Genomic DNA, 19,989 nt, shown 5'->3' on the forward strand with positions numbered 1-19,989 from the left:
GCCCCTGTCTCGTGAATATGCATAATCACGGGTTCTGCGCGCATTTTCCGACGCTGCCCCGAAACCCGTGCACACGCGAGGCGACATGACCGCGACCAAGCTGAAGAAGAATTACGACGTCATCATCGTGGGCGGCGGCCCGGCCGGGCTGTTTTCCGCCTGGTATCTGGCCGAGCACTCCAACCTGGACATCCTGGTCCTGGAGAAGGGCAAGCTGCCCCTCAAACGCCGCTGCCCCATCAGCGAACGCCAGGAATGCGTGAAATGCCGCCCCTGCAACATCCTCTCGGGCATGGGCGGCGCGGGCCTGTTCTCCGACGGCAAGCTGAACTTCATCCCCATCCTGGGCAAGACGGACCTGACCCAGTTCATGCCCCTGGCCGAGGCCCAGGCCCTCATCGACGAGACCGAGGCAATCTTCAACGCCTACGGCATGGACGGCAAGGTCTACCCCACGGACATGGACAAGGCCCGCGGGATTCGCAAGGAGGCGCTGAAGTCCGGCGTGGACCTCTTGATCATCAAGCAGAAGCATCTGGGATCCGACAACCTGCCCGGGCACATCGCGGGCATGGTGGACGACCTGAAAACCAGGGGCGTGGCCATCCGCACCTCCGAGGAGGTCAAGGACCTCATCGTGGACGGCGGGCGCGTCACGGGCGTGGTCACGGCGCGCGGGGGCTACTACGCGGACAACGTGATCCTGGCCCCGGGGCGCGTGGGCGCGGAATGGACGGCCAAGGTGGTGCAGAACCAGGGCATCGAGGTCACCCAGCGCGGCATCGAGGTCGGCGTGCGCGTGGAGGTGCACAACGACATCATGAAGGAGCTCTGCGACGTGGTCTACGACCCGACCTTCTTCATCCGCACCCGCAAGTACGACGACCAGACCCGCACCTTCTGCACCAACTACGGCGGGTTCGTGGCCCTGGAGAACTACCAGGACTTCGTGTGCGTCAACGGCCACGCCAACATGGATCTCAAGAGCTCGAACACCAACTTCGCCTTCCTCTCCAAGGTGGTGCTCACGGAGCCCGTGTCCGACAACCAGGCCTACGGCGAGTCCATCGGGCGGCTGGCCAGCATCATCGGCGGGGGCAAGCCCATCCTGCAGCGCTTCGGGGATCTCAGGCGCGGCCGCCGCAGCACCTGGGACCGCATCCGCAACTCCTACATCGACCCGACCATGAAGGACGTGGTGCCCGGGGACATCGCCATGGCCCTGCCCGAGCGCATCGTCACCAACCTGGTGGAGGGCCTGGAAAAGCTGAACTACGCCGTGCCCGGCGTGGCCAACGACGAGACCCTGCTCTACGCGCCGGAGATCAAGTTCTTCGCCACCCAGGTCAAGACCAGCCCGCACCTGGAGACGTCCATTCGCGGCCTGTTCGTGGCCGGGGACGGCCCGGGCGTGGCCGGGAACATCGTCTCGGCCTCGGCCACGGGCATCATCCCGGCCAAGGAGATCGTCAGGCGGGCGGCCGGGGCCTAGCTACGCGGCGAGGAAAACACCCCGCCCTCCTTCACAATGGCGGCAAAAGCGCATCATAGGTGGCCAGGCCCGTGGCCTTCGCCGCAATTTCCGTCAGCGGGACGATGTCTTCCCGCTCGATATGGCGGAGGGCGAATTTCCGGTTCAGCGCCATCAGCTGCCTGAGGCCGACCGAGACCCTGTTCAGATACGAATACAGGCCAATGGCGCCATCCGGAATCGCTTCGGCCTCGGCGCCGTATTCCGCCTTGAGCAGACGGTAATCGGCAAATACCTGCTCCTTTGTCGAACCGAATTGGGAATAGATTTTCGGCAGTGTGTTCTTGCGCAAGGCTTCCCCGACCTGCCGCCCCACCATGGCGGCGGCCATTGCCGCCCGCCCGAGCGCTATCAGGCCGACGTAGGGCGCCCCAAGGGCCAGGCCCTTGAAAATCTGATCCTCGGTGGCGAAACCGCCGGCCATGGCGATGGGCGGAAGCGGCTTGCCGGAGGCCTCAAGCCGTTTCAAGATACGGCAGACAATGGTTTCAAGGATCACCGTCGGCATGCCCCACTCGTTCATCATCTTCACGGGGCTGTGCCCGGTGCCGCCTCCTGCTCCGTCCAGCGTGACAAGGTCGACGCCCGCCTCCGAGGCGATTTCGAGTATCGTGGCGATGTCTCGCGGATCGAAGGGCCCGGTCTTGAAGCACACGCGTTCCGCACCCAAACGCCGCAGATCAGCCACCCGCCGGACGAGTTCTTCCGGAGACCACATCGGCAGTTTGTCGACCTTTTCGAATACGGGCCCCACGCCGTTGGAAAAATCTTCGACAACCTTGGGATCCGTGGGATCGGGCAAGACAATGTAGCCGAGTTCCTTGAAGCGGAGCGCGGCCTCCAGACTGGGCACCTTGCTCATGCCCTGGATGCCTTTCGCCGCTTGTCCGAACTTCAACTCCACCGAAGTCACGCCCAGGTGCTCAATGGCGTACTCAAGGACCCCCAGATATTCATCGTCAAAATTCGCCTGCAGAACGATGTCCCCGTAACCGCGTTGATGGCGCTTGTACGTTGCAACCATCTCCTCCAGCAGAGGCGACGCGACAACGTGATGCCCATCGACGACGAGCCCCCCGTCCTTGGCCACCACGGCTTCGCCGATGACCACGGGAACGCCGGAAATCGCTGCGCCGCTGAAATATTCCTTCCAGGCCAGCTTGGCCATTGCCGGGAGGATGAACGGGGCCTTGATGCCGACCTTTCTGGCCTTGCCGAACGTCGAGGCGATGTCGGCCTTCGGGAAGGTGGCCTCATAGGGGGCCGCCGGGGCCCCCACAGCGCCGAACACCCGGCCGTTGATGTTGAAATGGGAAAAATCAAGCGGATAGCGCTTCTCTGAAGCGAACTGGTTTCTATCCGCGGCAAAGGGGAGCATGGCTTCCGCCCCCCGTATTGCGGAAAGGCCTATCTCGCAGGGGCCGACGCAATCACTGGTACAGACGGAACACATGCCCGAGATGTCGGCCACGTGATTCTGGCTGCGCACTTTCGTATTGGTGACGGGGCTCCCCAACAAAGGACTGTGACTCATTTCAAGCAACCTCCAATTCCGGTTCATGTACCAGGCGCACACCTTGCGGCCCCCGTTCTCGAAGTCCGTCGCACTCCCTTCGCACGCCTCGCTTTGTGCGGGATTTTCAAAAATATCCCCAGAATAGTTGATTCCGCAACACGCATTTATATCCAAGCGGCATGCCAGGACACACGTTCGGAAACACGGGGTGACACCTTCCGGACCCATCACGCCACACAGACCGAAAATTCAGCGGCAGGGGAAACGGACAAAAACCGCGCGCCCTCCCGCCCCTCCTTGCCCGGCCCGCGTCCGGATGCTACGCTTTCCGGGCCGGCCCAAGCACCAGGCAGGCGGGAGGCGCACCATGAAGATCATCTACGCCCTGGCCCTGTTCGCGGTCCTGTTCCTGGCGTGGCACTTCTACGTCCACAAGCTGCTGAAGGACATGGTCTTCGCCCGCGTGACCCGCAAACCGGTCATCCTGACGGTCATGTCCCTGGTTTCCTTCGTGGCCGCGCTGTTCATTCTCTGGGCCATCTCGGGCATCTCGGTGCTGCAATACTTGGCCGCCGTGCTGGCAGGCTCCGCAGGCCGTTGAAAAGCAACGAAGCGCTACTTTTGAACGGCCTGCGTACAGCGATGAATCGCCCCAACTACACTAGCAACAACTTCAGGAGGAACAGCCCCGCCATGCCCGCCCCACGCACTCCCGCCGCGCCCCTGTTCAAAACCATGCTGGAGGCCACGGAAAACGCCCGCGACATCGCCCGCCAGGAGATAGCGGAGCTCAAGAAGGACCTCGCGACCCTGGACCGCATCCTGGCCGGGCGCAAGAAGGCCGAGGACTTCGCCCTCATCGACATCGCCCACAGCGCCTTCGAGATATTCCGCACCGCCTCCATGGTCCTGGAGAACGAGCAGCTCATGGCCGACATGGGCCAGGCCGTGGACGATTCCCTGGCCGAGGGCTTCCTGGCCGAGCACGGGGCCGCCCTGCTCAAGGAGCCCGAGGGCTGGCATTGGATATCCCCCAAGGGCGTGATGCGCCATCTGGGCCCGGGCGAGGACCCCGTGGGCGCGGCGGCCAAGCTCAAGCGCTACCTGCCCAAGACGCCCGCCAAGGGCGCCGAGGGCCCGGCCGGAGACGAGGACTGAACAAAAAACCCCTCCGCCTCGCGAGGCGGAGGGGCCGTTCCTGGCCGGGGCCGCTATTTCAACGGCACGTACACGTCGGTCAGCAATTCCTCCGCCGGGGTCTCGTCCGGCGCATTCAGATAATGCTCTATGCTGGGCGCGGACAGGATCTCCCGCCCGTTGGCGGGCGCCCACTGCCCGCAGATGGCCGCATAGGTCTGCGCGAGGTTCGCATACGTCCCCCGATGCGTGGCCACGGCATATTCGCCGCCGAACACCTCGGCCACGCCGACGTCGCCCTGGGCCTCGAAGTCCTCACCCACCGGCAGGCACGCGTCGTAGCGGATTCTCTCCGGATCGGTGACTTCCGGGTCGTCGTGACAGACGCCCAGGAACATGCTCTCCGGCCCCAACAGGCCCCTGCCGCCCGCGAAGGCGCACAGTTTCTCCCAGGCCCGCTCGCACTGTTCGTAGGGCCCGATGTGGCGCACGCAGGCGACCCGCGTGGCGGGCATCATCCTGACCTTCACTTCCATGGCTGTTTCTCCTGTCCATTGGTCACGCAGTTGCTTGATGTGGATTTCGGCCAGCGCCGGACAAGGCGACTCCGGGACGATGCCGCGCCGTTCCCTGAACAGGGAAGGCGACATGCCGAATCGGGCGCGGAAGGACCGGCTGAACGCCTCATGGCTGGCATACCCGGAATCCAGGGCTATCCCCGTCACCGGCTCCTTGCCGTAGCGAAGCCGCATGGCCGCGCGCTCCAGGCGCAGGCGGCGGATGTAGCTTTTCACCGATTCCCCGATCATGCCCCGGAAGATGCGGTGGAAATGATACGGCGAGAAGTTGGCCACACCGGCCAGCGTTCCCAGGTCCAGGCCGTCGTCCCCTTGCTCCGCGAGCCTGGATTCGATGTAGGTCAGGACCCGGAGCATGCGCTCCCAATACGACGTGTCGATCATTCCGTTCATGCCTTTCTCCTCCGTCCGACAAGCAGAAGCCTAGCGCACGGACATGGCGTTCGCTTGATAATTTTTGCTTTTCTGGGCGAAAGAAGGCGCGGCCCCGGGAACGCGCGGGCCGCGCCGTTTTCCGGAGAATGCGCGCGGGTCTCAGGACGCGCCCATCTCCTCCACGATGTCCTTGAGCTTCTGGGCCTGGCGGGCCAGGTCGGACACGGCGTGCGCCGACTCCGTCATCACCTGGGCGGTTTCCCGGGCGATGTGGTTGATCTGTTCCGTGGCCCCGGCGATCTGCTCGGAGGTGGCGGACTGCTCCTCGGCGGCCGCGGCGATGGAGCGCACCTGGTCGGCGGTATGCACCACCATGTCCACGATCTCCGCGAGCGCCCGGCCCGAGACCTGCGCCTTTTCGCGGCTCAGGCTCACCAGCTCGGCGGCCTCGTCCGTGCTCACGATGTTGGCCCGGGCGCTGTCCTGGATGCTGCCGATGGAGTCGCGCACCTCCTGGGTGGCGCCCATGGTGCGTTCGGCCAGCTTGCGCACCTCGTCGGCCACCACGGCGAAGCCGCGCCCGGCGTCGCCCGCGCGCGCCGCCTCAATGGCCGCGTTGAGCGCCAGCAGGTTGGTCTGGTCCGCGATGTCCGTGATGACCTCCACGATGCGCCCCACGGCCTCGGCCCGTTCGCCCAGGTCGGCCATGCTGGCCCGGAGCGCCTCCACCTGCCCGGCCACGTTCTCGGCAATGGCCGCGGACTCCTCGGCCAGGGTCCGGCCCTCCTGGGCCTTCTCCCTGGTCTCGTCGGCCAGCTCCGCCACCTCGCCGGAATTGCGCGCCACCTCCAGCACCGTGGCGTTCATCTGCTCCATGGCCGTGGCCACCTCGCCCGTGCGCTCCTGCTGCTGGTCCGCGCCGTGGCTGGCCTCCTCCACCTGGGCCGTGAGCTCGTCCGCGGCCGAGGAAACGTTGACCACCACCTGCCCGGCGTCGGCCGCGGCCTTGGCGATGCGCTGGTTCTGGGCCTCGATGAGCCCGCGCTGCTCGATGACCTCGGTGATGTCCGTGATCAGGGCGAAGGCGCCCATGAGCTCGCCGTCCAGATCGTACAGGGGCGCGGCCTCCACGCAGAGGTAGCCCACCTCACCGGCGCGGCTGGTGAATTTCCACTCGGGCACGGCCAGGGGCTTGCGCCCGCGCATGACCTTCTGCACCAGGGTCTCGCGCTTGGGGTCGCCGCCGAAGAGGTTCACCGTGGGCTGGCCGTTGTAGGACTCGGGCGAGCCGTCCAGGTCCAGCATCTTCAGCAGCGGCTTGTTGGCGAATGTGGTGGCCCCGCGCGTGTCGCACACGTAGCAGCCCACGGTCATGCCCCTGAGGATGCCCTCGGAAAATCCGAGTTGCGTCTTGAGCCTGGCCACGGTCTCGCGCAACCCGGCCTCCAGCCCGCCCAGCTCGTCGTCCGAGCCGCCCGGGAAGACCACGTTGAAGTTGCCCCCGGCCACCTCGCGGGCCGCCCGGGACAGGGCCGTGACCCGGCAGACCACGCCGCGACGCAGGAACAGGGCCGACGAGGCCGAGACGAACACGACCCCCAGGACACAGAACACGGCGAATATCCAGACCGGGGAGGCCCCGCGCTGCTCCAGCTCCCCCGTGCGCAGCCACCAGGCCATGGCCACGGCCAGCCCGGTAAAGGCCACCAAACTCACGCCCCCCACCTGCAGGGTCAGCCTTGCCCCCATGCGACGCCTGAAACATCCGAACATCCGCTCCTCCTGCGCCCGCCGCGCCCGCGCGGCGGCTGAAAATGACGACCCCCTGCCAACGGCCCCGCCCTGCGGGCGGCGAGCGCCGTCATGCCTCCGGAAGCGCTCGCGCGCCGCCTGGGAATGGTCTTGCGGTACGGCCCTGGGGAGGAGAGTCGGCCAACTCGATCGGTCGGGGCGGGCCGTGAACATCCGAGTCCTGTTCAGTGCGAGGAAGAGCACCGCAAGGCTTTGGTGTCCGTATCGCACCAAACGGAAAGAAAATGAGGGTGATGAGCAGTTTTTGTTACTTTTAAGACCCAAACGCACAAAAATGCCCGCTCAAATGCACAGGACGATTTTGAAACGGATGGGCCCGCCCGCTAAAGGCCCCGCCTCCTTCGTCCGATACAGCCTGTGAACACGTTGTTTTCCCCGGAGGCCGCCCCATGCAGAAGACCAAGCTCACGCCCTTCGCCACCGCCCTGGCCATCTCGCCGGACCGCGACCGACTGCGCCGCGACCGCGAGGCGTTGCAGGCCGCGGGCGTCGCCGACGTGCGCGTGCGGGACTCCATCAAGGACGGCCTGGCCTGGCTGGCCGAAAACGATGTGGACTTGTTGCTCCTGGACGCGGAGCTCGGCAGGACCACGGGGCCGCGCGTGCTGCGGATGCTGCGCCGCCACAGGGAATACCGGCGGCTGCCGGTGATCGTCACGTCCAACGACGGCAGCCGCGCCGCCGTGCTGCGCTCCCTGGCCGCCGGGTGTTCGGGGTTCCTGGTGCGGCCCTATTCGGTCAAGGCCCTGCTGCGGCAGTGCGCCCTGGCCGCCGCGGACACGGATCCCGGCCGCGAGCGCCTGGCCGCCCTGCGCCTGGCCCGCGAGGAGGCCGAGCTGGGCCGGCACGAACGCGCGATCTCGGCCCTGGACCGCGCAGCGTCCAAGCGCGAGGAGGCCGAACGCCTGTACGACGAGGGCTGCATGCACCTGGCCGAGGAACGCTTCGAGCAGGCCATCGCCGCCTTCGGCAAGGCTGTGGCCCTGAACGACCTGTTCGCCGAGGCCTACATCGGCATGGCCAACGCCTGGACCGCCCTGGAAAGGCCGGACAAGGCGCGGGGCTGCATGCGCCGCGCCGCCGAGGCCCACGCCCGGGCCAGCGACATGGACCGCACCCGCCAGGCCCTGGCCCTGGCCCTGCGCGACAACCCCCTGGCCGCCAACCCCTTCCTGGACCTGGGCTTCGCCCTGGTGCGCCAGGGCGAGTTCAAGGCCGCCGGACAGGCCTACGTGCTGGCCTCGCGCCACGGGGCCACGGGCGAGGATTCCTTCAAGGCCGCGTCCCGGGCCTGCCTGTTCACCCGCGACCCCAAGACCGCGGCGCGCCGCCTGTCCGAGGCCATGGCCGAGGCCGACGCCGCCCTGGACGCCCTGCCCGTGTACAAGCGCATCATGGGCGACATCCCGCGCACGCCCCCCACCGGGCACGGACGGGACCGGAGCGCGGCCCTGGGCCGCCCGGTGAACGACATCTGGGCCGTGGTCAAGTTCACGGCCAAGGCCTTCCTGGGCGGCGGCCCCCCGCCCTTCGAGCCGCTCCTGCCCCTGGATTTCTAGCAGACCGTTGAAAAACAGCGATCTGCGGCGTTGCTGCGAAAAATCCAGACCCTCGTGTATTGGAATACACGTCGGCCCTGGATTTTCCTTGCGCCTTGCATCTCACTATTTTTGAACGGCCTGCCCCAAATGATGTACTTGCAATCCGCTACTGTTGGCCGACTTCTGAGAGAGCCCGCTCCACATCCCAGCTCTGGTGCACTAGGCCGTTGAGGGCCTTGACCAGGCGGTAGGGATTCTCGGCCTGGAAGATGTTGCGGCCGATGGACAGGCCCGCGCCCCCGGCCTGCAGGGATTCGGACACCATCACGAACAGGTCGCGAACGCTGTCCAGCTTGGGCCCGCCGGCGATGACCACGGGCACGCACACGCCCTGGGCCACGCGCGCGAAGCTGTCGGGGTCCCCGGTGTAGGGCACCTTGACCACGTCCGCGCCCAGTTCCATGCCCACGCGCGCGCAATGCGCCACCACCTCGGGATCGTACTCGTCCTTCACCTTGGGGCCCCGGGCGTAGACCATGGCCAGCACGGGCATGCCCCAGTCCGAGGCGCTGGAGGCCACCTGGCCCAGGTCGCGGAGCATCTCCCGCTCGCTCTCGTCGCCCACGTTGACGTGCACGCTCACGGCGTCGGCCCCCAGCTTGATGGCGTCCTCCACCGTACCCGTGAGGGACTTGGCGTTGGGGAACGGCGAAAGGCTGGTGCTGGACGAGAGGTGCACGATGAGCCCAATGTCCGCGCCCTGGCGGCGGTGGCCGCAGGGCACCAGGCCCTTGTGCATGAGCACGGCGTTGGCCCCGCCCTCGGCCACGTGCGAGAGGGTCTCGCGCATGTCGATGAGCCCGTCCACGGGGCCGATGGTCACGCCGTGGTCCAGGGGCACGATGATGGCCCTGTCCGTGTCGCGGTTGAATATCCGCTCCAGGCGGATGGCTTTTCCGATGTGCATGGCTGTCTCCTCCAAAGGTTGCGGTGTCCCGGCCCGAGGGCCGAAAAAAGGGGCCACCGGTATTCCGGCGGCCCCTGTGGCGTCATAGTCGCGTCGCTAGCAGCGCGTCACGAACCATCGCCCCGGGCCAGGCCCCGGGCGTAATAATACGAAAACCCAAACTGCGCGCTGCTGGTGGTGATCATGAAACTATCCCTACCGTTCCCGCCCACGCCCTGTCAAGCGCGGCTTTCGCCACATCCGCGACTATTTAACAGAAAACTCCCGGGAGGTTAGACACGACGCGCAGCGCCTGTTATGCTCCCCCGAGACGAGGCACGCCACTGGCCCCGAGAACCCGCAAGGGGAGGAATACACATGCGCATCATCCGAGTCGGCTACGGAAACATGTCCTTTTACGCCCAGTTGCTGGACGACGGCGTCCTCTGCCTGGACAAGAGCAAGGGCGTGACGGAACCGCTGCCCCTCTCGGAGGTCCGCGTCATGCAACTGGCGGTGCCCAGCAAGATCGTCTGCCTGGACGGCAACTACCGCTCGGGCCTCGATGAGGCGGGCGGCCGGACCGCCCCGGCCGAACCCCGGCTGTATCTCAAACCGCCCACGGCCGTGGTGGGCCACGGGCAGGCCATCCGCATCCCGCCCATGTCGTCGCGGGTGGAGTTCGCGGGGGTGCTCGGCGTGGTCATGGGCCGGATCTGCCACAACGTGGCCCCCGAGGACGTGCCCCAGGCCATTTTCGGCTACACCTGCGCCAACGACGTCACGGCCCGCGACCTTGCGGAACGCGACGGATGCAGCGCCCGGGCCAAGGGCTTCGACTCCTTCGCGCCCGTCGGCCCCTGGATCGAGACCGAGGTGGCGGACCCGGCCGCCCTGCGTCTGCGCACCCTGGTCAACGGCGAAGTGCGCCAGGACGCGCCCACCTCGGAGATGCTCTTTTCCGTGCCCGAGGCCGTGAGCTTCGTCTCCCGGATCATGACGCTGATGCCCGGGGACGTGCTCCTCACGGGCACCCCTGCGGGGAGCGGCCACCTGGCCCCCGGCGACGAGGTCAGCGTGGAGATCGAGGGAGTGGGCTACCTGTCCAACCCGGTGCGCGACCCCAGGCAGGAAGAGGACGCGGACGGGGAGCGCCCCCTGCAGTGACGCGGGCCGGGCGGACGATTGTTTTCCCCCGCTAAACCGGGACCTTGTTCGGATTCCCTAGAAGACTTGCCAGAAGCGCGGATTTCGCGTAAAAGTCCGCGACTCTTACAAACCGCACACCCAGGCCGCGTCCCGGGTGCCCCGCATGGGCGGGGTTTGAAGGACGCGAGGCGGCCCGGGTGGAGGAAACAACCCGACCAGGAGGCACAATGAGCTACGCAACCATGAAGCAGATGCTGGAAACCGGCGTCCACTTCGGCCACCAGACCCGGCGCTGGAACCCCAAGATGCGCCCCTTCATTTTCGGCGCGCGCAACGGCATCCACATCATCGACCTGCAGCAGACCGTGCGCATGTTCCAGACGGCCTACGACTTCATCGCCGACGTCGTGGCCGGTGGCCGCAAGGTCATCTTCATCGGCACCAAGCGCCAAGCCCAGGAGGCCGTGAAGCAGGAAGCCGGCCGCGCCGGACAGTTCTTCGTCACCAACCGCTGGATGGGCGGCACCCTGACCAACTTCCAGACCATCAAGCGCTCCATCGACCGCCTGAAGAAGCTCGAATCCATGTTCGAGGACGGCACCACCAGCAAGTACACCAAGAAGGAAGTGGTGGGCATGACCCGCGAAGTGGTCAAGCTGAACAACGCGCTGGGCGGCATCAAGGACATGGAGAAGCTGCCCGGGGCGGCCTTCATCATCGATCCCAAGCGCGAGGAAATCGCCATCAAGGAATGCCGCAAGCTCGGCATCCCCATCGTGGCCGTGGTCGACACCAACTGCGACCCCGACCTCATCGACTACGTGATCCCCGGCAACGACGACGCCATCCGCGCCATCAAGCTCTTCGTGACCCACGTGGCCGACGCCTGCATCGAGGGCGCCGCGCGCCAGGACGAGGTCGCCATGGAGCAGGCCGCCGCCGCCGCCGAGGCCTCCGACAAGGCCGAGGCCGAAGCGCCCGCCGCCGAGCCGGTCGCCGAACCGGCCGCCGAGGATGTCGAGGAAGCCGAGTAGATTTCACGCGATCATAATCTCCAAGGAGTCGAATAATGGCTATTACCGCTGCCATGGTTAAGGCGCTGCGCGAGAAGACCCTCGCCGGCATGATGGACTGCAAGAAAGCCCTGGTGGAATCCGGCGGCGACGAGGAAAAGGCCATCGCCTACCTGCGCGAGAAGGGCTTGGCCAAGGCCGCCAAGAAGGCCGGCCGCGCCACCTCCGAGGGCCTGGTGGGTTCCTGGGTGGCCGCCGACGGCAAGACCGCCGCCATCGTCGAGGTCATGTGCGAGACCGACTTCGTGGCCAAGAACGAGGAGTTCCAGAAGTTCGCCGCCGAGCTGGCCGAGAAGGTCGGCGCCATGGACGTGACCTCCGGCGCGGCCGCCGACCTGGACCCCGCCCTGGTGGACGTCACCGGCCTCATCGCCAAGCTGGGCGAGAACATGGGCGTGGGCCGCTTCGCCAAGGCCACCGCGGCCGACGGCGTGGTGGGCGTGTACATCCATTCCAACGGCAAGATCGGCGTGCTGGTGCCCATGCAGGGCTCCGACAACGCCGAGGTCGCCAAGGACCTGGCCATGCAGGTGGCCGCCGTGAACCCGCTCTGCGTGGTTCCCGCCGACGTGCCCGCCGATCTCCTGGAAAAGGAGAAGGACATCTACCGCCACCAGGCCATGGAAGAAGGCAAGCCCGCGGAGATCGCCGAGAAGATCATGCTCGGCCGCATCAACAAGTACTACAAGGACGTCTGCCTGCTGGAGCAGCCCTTCATCAAGGACGACAAGAAGGCCGTCAAGCAGTACATGAAGGAAGCAGCCGCAGGGGCGACGGTCACGCAATTCTTCCGGCTGGCGCTGGGAGAGGGCGCGACGGAAGACGAAGCCGAATAATCAAAACGGGCCGCAAGGCCCGTTTTTTTTGAGCGCAATTCAGGGCCGCCGCCCTCCCGGGCGGGCGGCCGGAAATCAAACCACGGGAGACACCAGGCATCATGAGCACACTTCGATTCTCCAGGGTCCTGTTGAAGCTCAGTGGCGAGGCATTGGCGGGCAGCCAAAAATTCGGTATAGACCCCGAATCCGTGGGGGCCTTCGCCAAGGAGATCGCGGAAATCGCGAACCTGGGGGTCCAGGTGGCCCTGGTCATCGGCGGAGGTAACATCTTCCGCGGCATGGCCGCCAGCGCCAAGGGCATGGACCGCGCCCAGGGCGACTACATGGGCATGCTGGCCACGGTGATGAACGCCCTGGCCGTGCAGGACGGCCTGGAGAAGGAAGGGATCCAGACCCGGGTCCTGAGCGCCATCGACATGAAGGAGGTGGCCGAGCCCTACATCCGGCGCCGCGCCGTGCGGCACCTGGAAAAGGGCCGCGTGGTCATCTGCGCCGCGGGCACGGGCAACCCCTACTTCACCACGGACACGGCGGCGGCGCTTCGGGCCGCCGAGCTGCATACCCAGGCCATCCTGAAGGCCACCAAGGTGGACGGGGTCTACGACAAGGACCCCATGACGAACGAGGACGCGAAGCTCTACGGCAGACTGACGTACATCGACGTGCTGAGCAAGAGGCTCAAGGTCATGGACTCCACGGCCATATCCCTGGCCATGGACAACGACCTGCCCATCTGCGTATTCAACCTCTTCACGCCCGGAAACATCAAGAGGGTGGTGCAAGGCGAAGACGTCGGAACCATCGTGCAAGGAGGATAGGACCTATGAAGGCCGTGTTGGACGACGCCAAGGACAGGATGAAGAAAGCCCTGGCGAACCTGGACCGCGAATTCGCAAAGCTGCGCACGGGCCGCGCCTCCTCGACCCTGGTCGAGGACATCATGGTGGACTACTACGGCACGCCCACGCCGCTGAAGCAGATCGCCTCCATTTCCGTGCCCGAGTCCCGCTCCCTGACCATCCAGCCCTGGGACCGGGGCGCCTTCGCGGGCGTGGAAAAGGCGATCATGAAATCCGACCTCGGCCTGACCCCGGTCAACGACGGCAAGCTGATCCGCATCAACATCCCGCCGCTGACCGAGGAACGCCGCAGGGAACTGGTCAAGGTGGCCAAGAAATACACCGAGGACTGCCGCGTGGCCATGCGCAACGTGCGCCGCGACTCCAACGATTTCCTCAAGGAAATGCAGAAGGACAAGGAAATCACCGAGGACGACCTGCGCCGCGGCCAGGAAGACGTGCAGAAGATCACCGACGCGATGATCAAGGAAGCCGACGCGGCCCTGGAGGCCAAGGAAGCCGAGATCATGGAAATCTAGCATCCCCCGCCGGGATGGACCGCGCCCCGGAGCGTCGCCGCTCCGGGGCTCGAACGTCTTGCGGACGGTTTCAATCCAAGGAGTTCGGACCCTGTCTTTCGCCACTCTGCCGAAGCATCTTGCCGTGATCATGGACGGCAACGGCCGCTGGGCCAAGGCCCGGGGCCTGTCCCGCAGCGACGGGCACCGCGAGGGAACCAGGGCGGCCAAGCGCCTGGTCAGCGAGTGCCGCAGGCTGGGCATCGCCCATCTGACCCTGTACACCTTCTCCCGCGAGAACTGGTCCCGGCCCAAGCAGGAGGTCGCCTTTCTCTTCGACCTGCTGGGGGAATTCTTGACCAGCGAGCTGCCGTCCCTGGTGGAGCGGGACATCCGCCTGCGCATCCTGGGCGAGCCCGGGGAGCTGCCCCTGGCCACGCGCACGGTGCTCAAGCGCGCCGTGTCCCAGACCAGGGACTGCAAGACCATGACCGTGAACCTGGCGCTGAACTATTCCGGCCGCGAGGAGATCGTGCGCGCCGCGCGCCGCCTTGTTGAGGACGGGGTGCCCGCCGCCGAGATCGACGAGGCGGCCCTGGCCCAGCGCCTGTACACGGGGGACCAGCCCGACCCGGACCTGGTGGTGCGCACCAGCGGGGAATTCAGGCTCTCCAACTACCTGCTCTTCCAGACCGCCTATTCCGAGCTCTATTTCACCGACGTGTTGTGGCCGGATTTCGACGAACGCGAACTGCACAAGGCGCTCGAGGATTTCGCAGGGCGCAAGCGCCGCTTCGGCAGGACCGACGAACAGATCCTGCAGAACGGCTGACCGGGGGAGGCCATGGCCCTATCCACCTCGCACAAGCAACGCATCGCCACCGCCCTGGTGCTGCTGCCCGTTCTGATCCTGGCCGTGGCCCTGCGCGGCTGGGTGGAGTTCACGGCCCTGGCCGTCCTGGCCTCGGCCGGGTTGTGGGAATTCTACGGCATGTTCTGGAGCGGGGGGCGGCACGCGCCCCTGAAGATCAGCGGCCTGGCCCTGGGCCTGGTCATCCTGCTGGCCGGCAAATGGGCCCTGCCCTGGGCCATTCTCGCGGCCCTGGTCGGCGCGTTCTGGGTCTGCAACCTCTGGTTTTTGACGCGCTACAGCAAGCACCCCGAGGACCTCAGCGAGGAGAACTCCTACGGCCGGGCCTCGGTCTTCCTCACCGGGCTGTTGTACGTGCCCGTGCTCCTGCAGTTCATCCTGCATTTCAAGCGCATGGAGATCGCGCTGGTCCTGTTGGCCGTGTTCGCCTCGGACACCGGGGCCTTCTATTCGGGCGCCCTGGTGGGCGGGCCCAAGGTCTGGCCCATGGTCAGCCCCAAGAAGACCTGGGCGGGCAGCGTGGGCGGCCTGGCCACCAGCGTGGCCGTCTGCCTGGCGGCGGGCGCGGTGGACGAATACTGGCTGGCCGGGGCCGGGGCCGGGCGCCCCTGGTGGATGTGGGCGCTCCTCGGCGTGGGCCTGAACATCTCGGCCCAGTTCGGCGACTTTTTCGAATCGGCCCTCAAGCGCAGGCTGGGGGTCAAGGATTCCGGTTCGCTCCTGCCCGGGCACGGCGGGGTCCTGGACCGCATCGACAGCCTGCTCCTGGCCGTGGCCACGTATGCGGGACTCGACGCGGTCTTCCACTTCTTCCGCTAGCAGGCCGTCCCAAAACAGCGATCTGCTGCGTTGCTGCGGGAAATGCAACCCCTCGCGTATTGGGATACGCTTCGGCCTTGCATTCCCCTCGCGCCTTGCATCTCACTATTTTGGAACGGCCTGCGCGTAATGTTTTTATAACAACCTGTTGAATAAGAGAAACGCATGGTTTCCTTCATTTCACCACTGCCCACGGAGCATCCGAGGCCCAAGCCCCTGGTGCTTTTGGGCAGCACCGGCTCCATCGGGGTCAGCGCCCTGAAGGTGGTGGCCCAGCACCGCGAGGACTTCACGATCCTGGCCCTGGCCGGGGCGCGCAACGCCCGCCGCCTGGCCGAGCAGGCCGCGGCCTTCCGCCCGCCCCTGGCGGCGCTGTTGACCGCCGAGGCCGCCGACGAATTCAAATCCCTGCTGCCCCCGGACTACCGGCCGGAAATCCTGGTGGGACCCGAGGCCTACGTGACCCTGGCCACCCTGCCCGAGGCCCACACCGTGCTGGCCGCCCAGGTGGGCGCGGCCGGTCTGCCCCCGGCCCTGGCCGCCGCGCGCGCGGGCAAGACCATCGCCCTGGCCAACAAGGAGGCCCTGGTCCTGGCCGGGCATCTGTTCCGCGAGGCCTGCCACGCCTCCGGGGCCTGCATCCTGCCCGTGGACAGCGAGCACAACGCCCTGTTCCAGGCCCTGGCCGGGCACGCCGGGGACCGCGTCTCCCGCCTGATCCTCACGGCCTCGGGCGGCCCCTTCCGGGGACGGACCAGCGAGAATCTCCGGTCCGTGACCCGCGAGCAGGCCCTGGCCCACCCCAACTGGTCCATGGGCGCCAAAATCAGCATCGACTCCGCCACGCTGATGAACAAGGGCCTGGAAGTCATCGAGGCCCACCACCTCTTCGGCATGCCCCCCGAGCGCATCGACGTGGTGGTCCATCCCCAGAGCGTGGTCCACTCCCTGGTGGAGTTCGCGGACCGCTCCATGCTGGCCCAGCTCGGGCCCGCGGACATGCAGATCGCCATCGCCTACGCCCTGGGCTGGCCCGGCAGGCTGGCCCTGGACCTGGAGCCCCTGGACCTGGTGCGGGCCGGGCACTTGACCTTCGAGGCCCCGGCATTAGATATATTCCCGTGCCTGGCCTACGCCTTCGAGGCTCTCGCGGCCGGGCCCAGCCACCCCGTCGCCCTCAACGCGGCCAACGAGGTCGCGGTGGAGCTTTTCCTGGCCGGGGACGTGGGTTTTGCGGACATCCCGGCCCTCATCGGCCGCGCCCTGGAGGCCCACGCCGGGGCCGACGCCTCCAGCCTGGAAGCCATCCTGGACGTGGACCGCGCCGTGCGGGCCCAGGTCCGGGCCAAGGCCGCCCGGAGCAAACGAGCGTAGACAATCGCCCTCGGGCGAATCGGAGCACCAGTCTTCATGCAGGGAACCATCGCCGTCATACTCGTCCTGGGAATGCTGATCTTCTTTCACGAGCTGGGCCACTTCCTCATGGCCCGGACGTTGCGCATCGGCGTCAAGACCTTCTCCTTGGGCTTCGGACCCAAGCTCCTGGGCTTCACCCGGGGCCGCACGGAGTACAAGCTCTCGGCCGTGCCCCTGGGGGGCTACGTGTCCCTGGTGGGCGAGAGCGGCGAGGACGACCTGCCCGAGGGCTTCGGCGCCAGCGAGAGCTTCGCCCTGCGCCCGCCCCTGCACAGGATGCTGGTGGTGGCGGCGGGGCCGGTGTTCAACTTCATCCTGGCCTGGCTGATCCTCTGGGGCCTGTTCTTCGCCGAGGGCAAAATGGACCTGAAGCCCGTGGTGGGCATGGTCCAGGAGAACAGCGCGGCCCAGAAGGCGGGCATCAGGCCCGACGACCACATCACGGCCATCGACGGCCAGCCCCTGACCTTCTGGCGCGAGATGACCGCCATGATCCAGGACAGCGGCGGCCGGACCCTGTCCATGACCGTGGAGCGCGGCGACGAGATCCTGACCCTCAAGGTCACCCCGCGCCTGTCCCAGCGCAAGAACATCTTCGGCGAGGTGGTCTCCACCCCCATGGTGGGCGTGGGCTCGCGCGGGGACGTGGTCACCGTGCCCCTGTCCTTCGGCGAGTCCCTGGTGGAGGGCGCGGCCCAGACCTGGGACTACATCGACCTGACCCTGCAGGCCCTGGTCAAGATCGTGGTCCGCTCGGTGCCGCTGGATTCCGTGGGCGGGCCCATCATGATCGCCCAGCTGGTCAGCAAGGGCGCCCAGGAGGGCCTGACCAGCGTGCTCTTCCTCATGGCCATCATCAGCGTCAACCTGGGGCTCATCAACCTCTTCCCCATCCCGGTGCTGGACGGCGGCCACATCCTGTTCTGCGGCCTGGAGATGATCCTGCGCCGCCCGGTGCCCGAGCGGGTGCAGATCGCCACCACGCGCATGGGCATCCTGTTCCTGGTGCTGCTCATGGGCCTGGCCATCTTCAACGACCTCTACCGCATCTTCGCCGCTCCGGCGTCCTAGGAGCAGCGCCATGCCCGCCTCTTCCGCCCCGGTCCTGGCCCTGAACGGCTGCGAGGCCCGGATTCAGGCGCTCCTGGCCAAGGACGGCGAGGTCCTGGCCTGCCGGGAGCTGGCCGTGGCGGGCAGCGCCATGCAGCACCTGGCCCCGGCCATCCAGGGCCTTTTGGCGGACATGGGCCTGGCCGCCGCCGACCTGGGCGGCGTGGCCTGCGTGCGCGGCCCCGGCGGATTCACGGGCCTGCGCATGATCCTGGCCACGGCCCTGGGCCTGGCGCGCGCGGCGGACCTGCCCCTGGCCGGGCTGGACTACCTGCCCCTCCTGGCGGCGGGCCCGGCCCCGCTCCTGTCCGGCCCGCTGGCCGTGCTGACCCATTCGCGCTCCTCCCAGGTCTACGCCCAGGCCTTCGCCTGCCCCGCGGGCGGGCCCCTGGGGCCGCCCCTGCCCCTGTCCCTGGAGCAGGCCGCGGCCTGGCTCAAGGACGCGGGCGCGGCCCGCGCCCTGGGCAGCGGCCTGCGCAAACACGCGGAATTCTTCGCCCAGGCCGTTCCCGGCCTGAGCCCCCTGCCCGAGGACTTCGACCACCCCCTGCCCCGGGTCCTGGCCCGGGCCGCGGCCCTGGCCGACTATTCCCCGGACGACATCGAGCCCCTGTACCTGCGCGCCTCCGATGCCGAGGACAACCTGTCCGCCATCGCGGCCGGGCGCGGCCTGGATCCGGCGGATGCGCGCGAGCGCCTCGACCGGGCCACCTCCTCCCTGAACGATCCGAACCAAGACAGTTAGGCCTCCAGCCGCTTCCAGCCCCCTCCCGGCCCCCTGTTCCCCCCTGCGGGCGTGGATGTTTTAGCGCGCGCGAAAGAAACTTCCCCGCCTTTCCCGGGGCCCTAAAGTTTTCCCTTTCCAACGACGATGAGTTCTGCAGCATGGGGACAAATGGGCCAAGGATAGGCCCGCAGCCCCCACGCGCCCCCCAAAGACCGGCATGGAGGCCGGTACGGATACTTTCAAGGAGGAAAGTGCCATGTCGCTGGTTATCAACAATAACCTGATGGCGGCCAATGCCGCCCGAAACCTGAGTAGTTCCTTTGGCGCACTGTCCGTTTCCGTGCGCCGCCTGTCGTCGGGCCTGCGCATCGGCACGGCCGCCGACGACGCCGCAGGCATGGCCATCCGCGAGATCATGCGCTCCGACGTGGCCGCCCTGAACCAGGGCGTGCGCAACGCCAACGACGCCATCTCGCTGATCCAGACCGCGGACGGCGCCCTGTCCATCATCGACGAGAAACTGGTGCGCATGAAGGAATTGGCCGAACAGGCGGCCACGGGCACATACAACTCGGACCAGCGCCTGATCCTGGATTCCGAGTACCAGGCCATGGCCTCGGAGATCACGCGTATCGCCAACGCCACGGACTTCAACGGGCTGTATCTGCTGAACGGCAGCCTCTCCAGCTCGGAGCACGACGGGTCCGGGATCCAGTCCTCGGGCAAGCTCAAGGTCCATTTCGGCACGGCCAACGATTCGGCGGAGGACTACTACTACATCCAGATCAACAACGCCACGGCTTCGGCCCTGGGCGTGGGCAACCAGGCCAACCCCGCCAACGCGGGCTTCGCCATCTCCACCCAGTCCGCCGCCCAGCAGGCCCTGCAGGGCATCAACGAGGCCATCGTGTCCAAGGACAACATCCGGGCCGGCCTGGGCGCATTGCAGAACAGGCTGACCAACACCATCACCAACCTGCAGATCCAGGCCGAAAACCTGCAGGCCTCGGAGTCGCGCATCTCCGACGTGGACGTGGCCCTGGAAATGACCAACTTCGTAAAGCAGCAGATTTTGTCCCAGGCGGCGGTGGCGATGCTGGCCCAGGCCAACTCCCTGCCCAGGCTGGCGATGCAGCTCCTCGGCGGATAACGATGCACACGCAGCACGGCGCGTTCCCCATACCCGGCAAAC

The 19,989-nt window shown here is 66.9% G+C and carries 19 protein-coding genes; 15 read left to right on the top strand and 4 right to left on the bottom strand.

Annotated elements, in window-relative coordinates; all coding sequences use genetic code 11:
- The first annotated feature begins 85 nt into the window (after window positions 1-85).
- Window positions 86-1,492, top strand: a complete 1,407-nt coding sequence (locus tag ACYYG1_RS00580) for an NAD(P)/FAD-dependent oxidoreductase (protein ID WP_461208317.1) — start codon at window positions 86-88, stop codon at window positions 1,490-1,492.
- 31 nt (window positions 1,493-1,523) lie between these two features.
- Here the strand turns inward: ACYYG1_RS00580 and ACYYG1_RS00585 are convergent, their stop codons facing one another.
- The gene (locus tag ACYYG1_RS00585; protein WP_461208318.1) at window positions 1,524-2,909 is read right to left on the bottom strand and encodes a glutamate synthase-related protein; all 1,386 of its coding nucleotides are present in this window, start codon (window positions 2,907-2,909) and stop codon (window positions 1,524-1,526) included.
- A 505-nt stretch (window positions 2,910-3,414) separates the two neighbouring features.
- Here ACYYG1_RS00585 and ACYYG1_RS00590 point away from each other — a divergent pair.
- Complete coding sequence (locus ACYYG1_RS00590; protein WP_461208319.1) at window positions 3,415-3,648, top strand: hypothetical protein; 234 nt, start codon at window positions 3,415-3,417, stop codon at window positions 3,646-3,648.
- Between the two features lie 92 nt (window positions 3,649-3,740).
- On the top strand, window positions 3,741-4,205 hold the full coding sequence (locus ACYYG1_RS00595) for a hypothetical protein (protein WP_461208320.1): 465 nt from the start codon (window positions 3,741-3,743) through the stop codon (window positions 4,203-4,205).
- 53 nt (window positions 4,206-4,258) lie between these two features.
- On the opposite strand, the gene ACYYG1_RS00600 is transcribed toward ACYYG1_RS00595, so the two are convergent.
- Entirely contained in the window at window positions 4,259-5,155 is an 897-nt protein-coding gene (locus ACYYG1_RS00600; protein ID WP_461208321.1) for an AraC family transcriptional regulator, read from the bottom strand.
- A 141-nt stretch (window positions 5,156-5,296) separates the two neighbouring features.
- Window positions 5,297-6,910 carry a methyl-accepting chemotaxis protein gene (locus ACYYG1_RS00605; protein ID WP_461208322.1) on the bottom strand — a complete coding sequence of 538 codons (1,614 nt, stop codon included), beginning with the start codon at window positions 6,908-6,910 and terminating at the stop codon, window positions 5,297-5,299.
- Window positions 6,911-7,338: 428 nt separating this feature from the next.
- Between ACYYG1_RS00605 and ACYYG1_RS00610 the strand changes: the two genes are divergently transcribed.
- Window positions 7,339-8,508, top strand: coding sequence for a response regulator (locus ACYYG1_RS00610; RefSeq protein ID WP_461208323.1), 1,170 nt, complete (start codon window positions 7,339-7,341; stop codon window positions 8,506-8,508).
- Window positions 8,509-8,656: 148 nt separating this feature from the next.
- Here ACYYG1_RS00610 and ACYYG1_RS00615 read toward each other — a convergent pair whose 3' ends face one another.
- Window positions 8,657-9,457 (bottom strand): 2-amino-3,7-dideoxy-D-threo-hept-6-ulosonate synthase, encoded by an 801-nt coding sequence (locus tag ACYYG1_RS00615; RefSeq protein WP_461208324.1) that lies wholly within the window; start codon window positions 9,455-9,457, stop codon window positions 8,657-8,659.
- Window positions 9,458-9,814: 357 nt separating this feature from the next.
- On the opposite strand from ACYYG1_RS00615, the gene ACYYG1_RS00620 reads away from it, so the two are divergent.
- The 11 genes from ACYYG1_RS00620 (at window position 9,815) to ACYYG1_RS00670 (ending at window position 19,947) form a co-directional block, all read left to right on the top strand.
- Window positions 9,815-10,603 (top strand): fumarylacetoacetate hydrolase family protein, encoded by a 789-nt coding sequence (locus ACYYG1_RS00620; RefSeq protein WP_461208325.1) that lies wholly within the window; start codon window positions 9,815-9,817, stop codon window positions 10,601-10,603.
- Between the two features lie 209 nt (window positions 10,604-10,812).
- Window positions 10,813-11,619, top strand: a complete 807-nt coding sequence (gene rpsB / locus ACYYG1_RS00625; protein ID WP_461208326.1) for a 30S ribosomal protein S2 — start codon at window positions 10,813-10,815, stop codon at window positions 11,617-11,619.
- A gap of 35 nt (window positions 11,620-11,654) precedes the next feature.
- Entirely contained in the window at window positions 11,655-12,494 is an 840-nt protein-coding gene (tsf, locus tag ACYYG1_RS00630) for a translation elongation factor Ts (protein ID WP_461208327.1), read from the top strand.
- A gap of 101 nt (window positions 12,495-12,595) precedes the next feature.
- Window positions 12,596-13,315 (top strand): UMP kinase, encoded by a 720-nt coding sequence (pyrH, locus tag ACYYG1_RS00635; protein WP_461208328.1) that lies wholly within the window; start codon window positions 12,596-12,598, stop codon window positions 13,313-13,315.
- A 5-nt stretch (window positions 13,316-13,320) separates the two neighbouring features.
- Window positions 13,321-13,875 (top strand): ribosome recycling factor, encoded by a 555-nt coding sequence (gene frr, locus ACYYG1_RS00640; RefSeq protein ID WP_461208329.1) that lies wholly within the window; start codon window positions 13,321-13,323, stop codon window positions 13,873-13,875.
- A 91-nt stretch (window positions 13,876-13,966) separates the two neighbouring features.
- Complete coding sequence (uppS, locus tag ACYYG1_RS00645; protein WP_461208509.1) at window positions 13,967-14,686, top strand: polyprenyl diphosphate synthase; 720 nt, start codon at window positions 13,967-13,969, stop codon at window positions 14,684-14,686.
- Window positions 14,687-14,698: 12 nt separating this feature from the next.
- Window positions 14,699-15,544, top strand: coding sequence for a phosphatidate cytidylyltransferase (locus ACYYG1_RS00650; protein WP_461208330.1), 846 nt, complete (start codon window positions 14,699-14,701; stop codon window positions 15,542-15,544).
- Window positions 15,545-15,709: 165 nt separating this feature from the next.
- Window positions 15,710-16,918, top strand: coding sequence for a 1-deoxy-D-xylulose-5-phosphate reductoisomerase (gene dxr, locus ACYYG1_RS00655; RefSeq protein ID WP_461208331.1), 1,209 nt, complete (start codon window positions 15,710-15,712; stop codon window positions 16,916-16,918).
- 36 nt (window positions 16,919-16,954) lie between these two features.
- Window positions 16,955-18,031, top strand: a complete 1,077-nt coding sequence (gene rseP / locus ACYYG1_RS00660) for an RIP metalloprotease RseP (RefSeq protein ID WP_461208332.1) — start codon at window positions 16,955-16,957, stop codon at window positions 18,029-18,031.
- 10 nt (window positions 18,032-18,041) lie between these two features.
- Window positions 18,042-18,815, top strand: a complete 774-nt coding sequence (tsaB, locus tag ACYYG1_RS00665) for a tRNA (adenosine(37)-N6)-threonylcarbamoyltransferase complex dimerization subunit type 1 TsaB (protein WP_461208333.1) — start codon at window positions 18,042-18,044, stop codon at window positions 18,813-18,815.
- A 238-nt stretch (window positions 18,816-19,053) separates the two neighbouring features.
- Window positions 19,054-19,947, top strand: a complete 894-nt coding sequence (locus ACYYG1_RS00670) for a flagellin N-terminal helical domain-containing protein (protein WP_461208334.1) — start codon at window positions 19,054-19,056, stop codon at window positions 19,945-19,947.
- The last annotated feature ends 42 nt before the right edge of the window (window positions 19,948-19,989 follow it).

It is taken from the genome of Desulfocurvus sp. DL1XJH-121 (assembly GCF_054819825.1).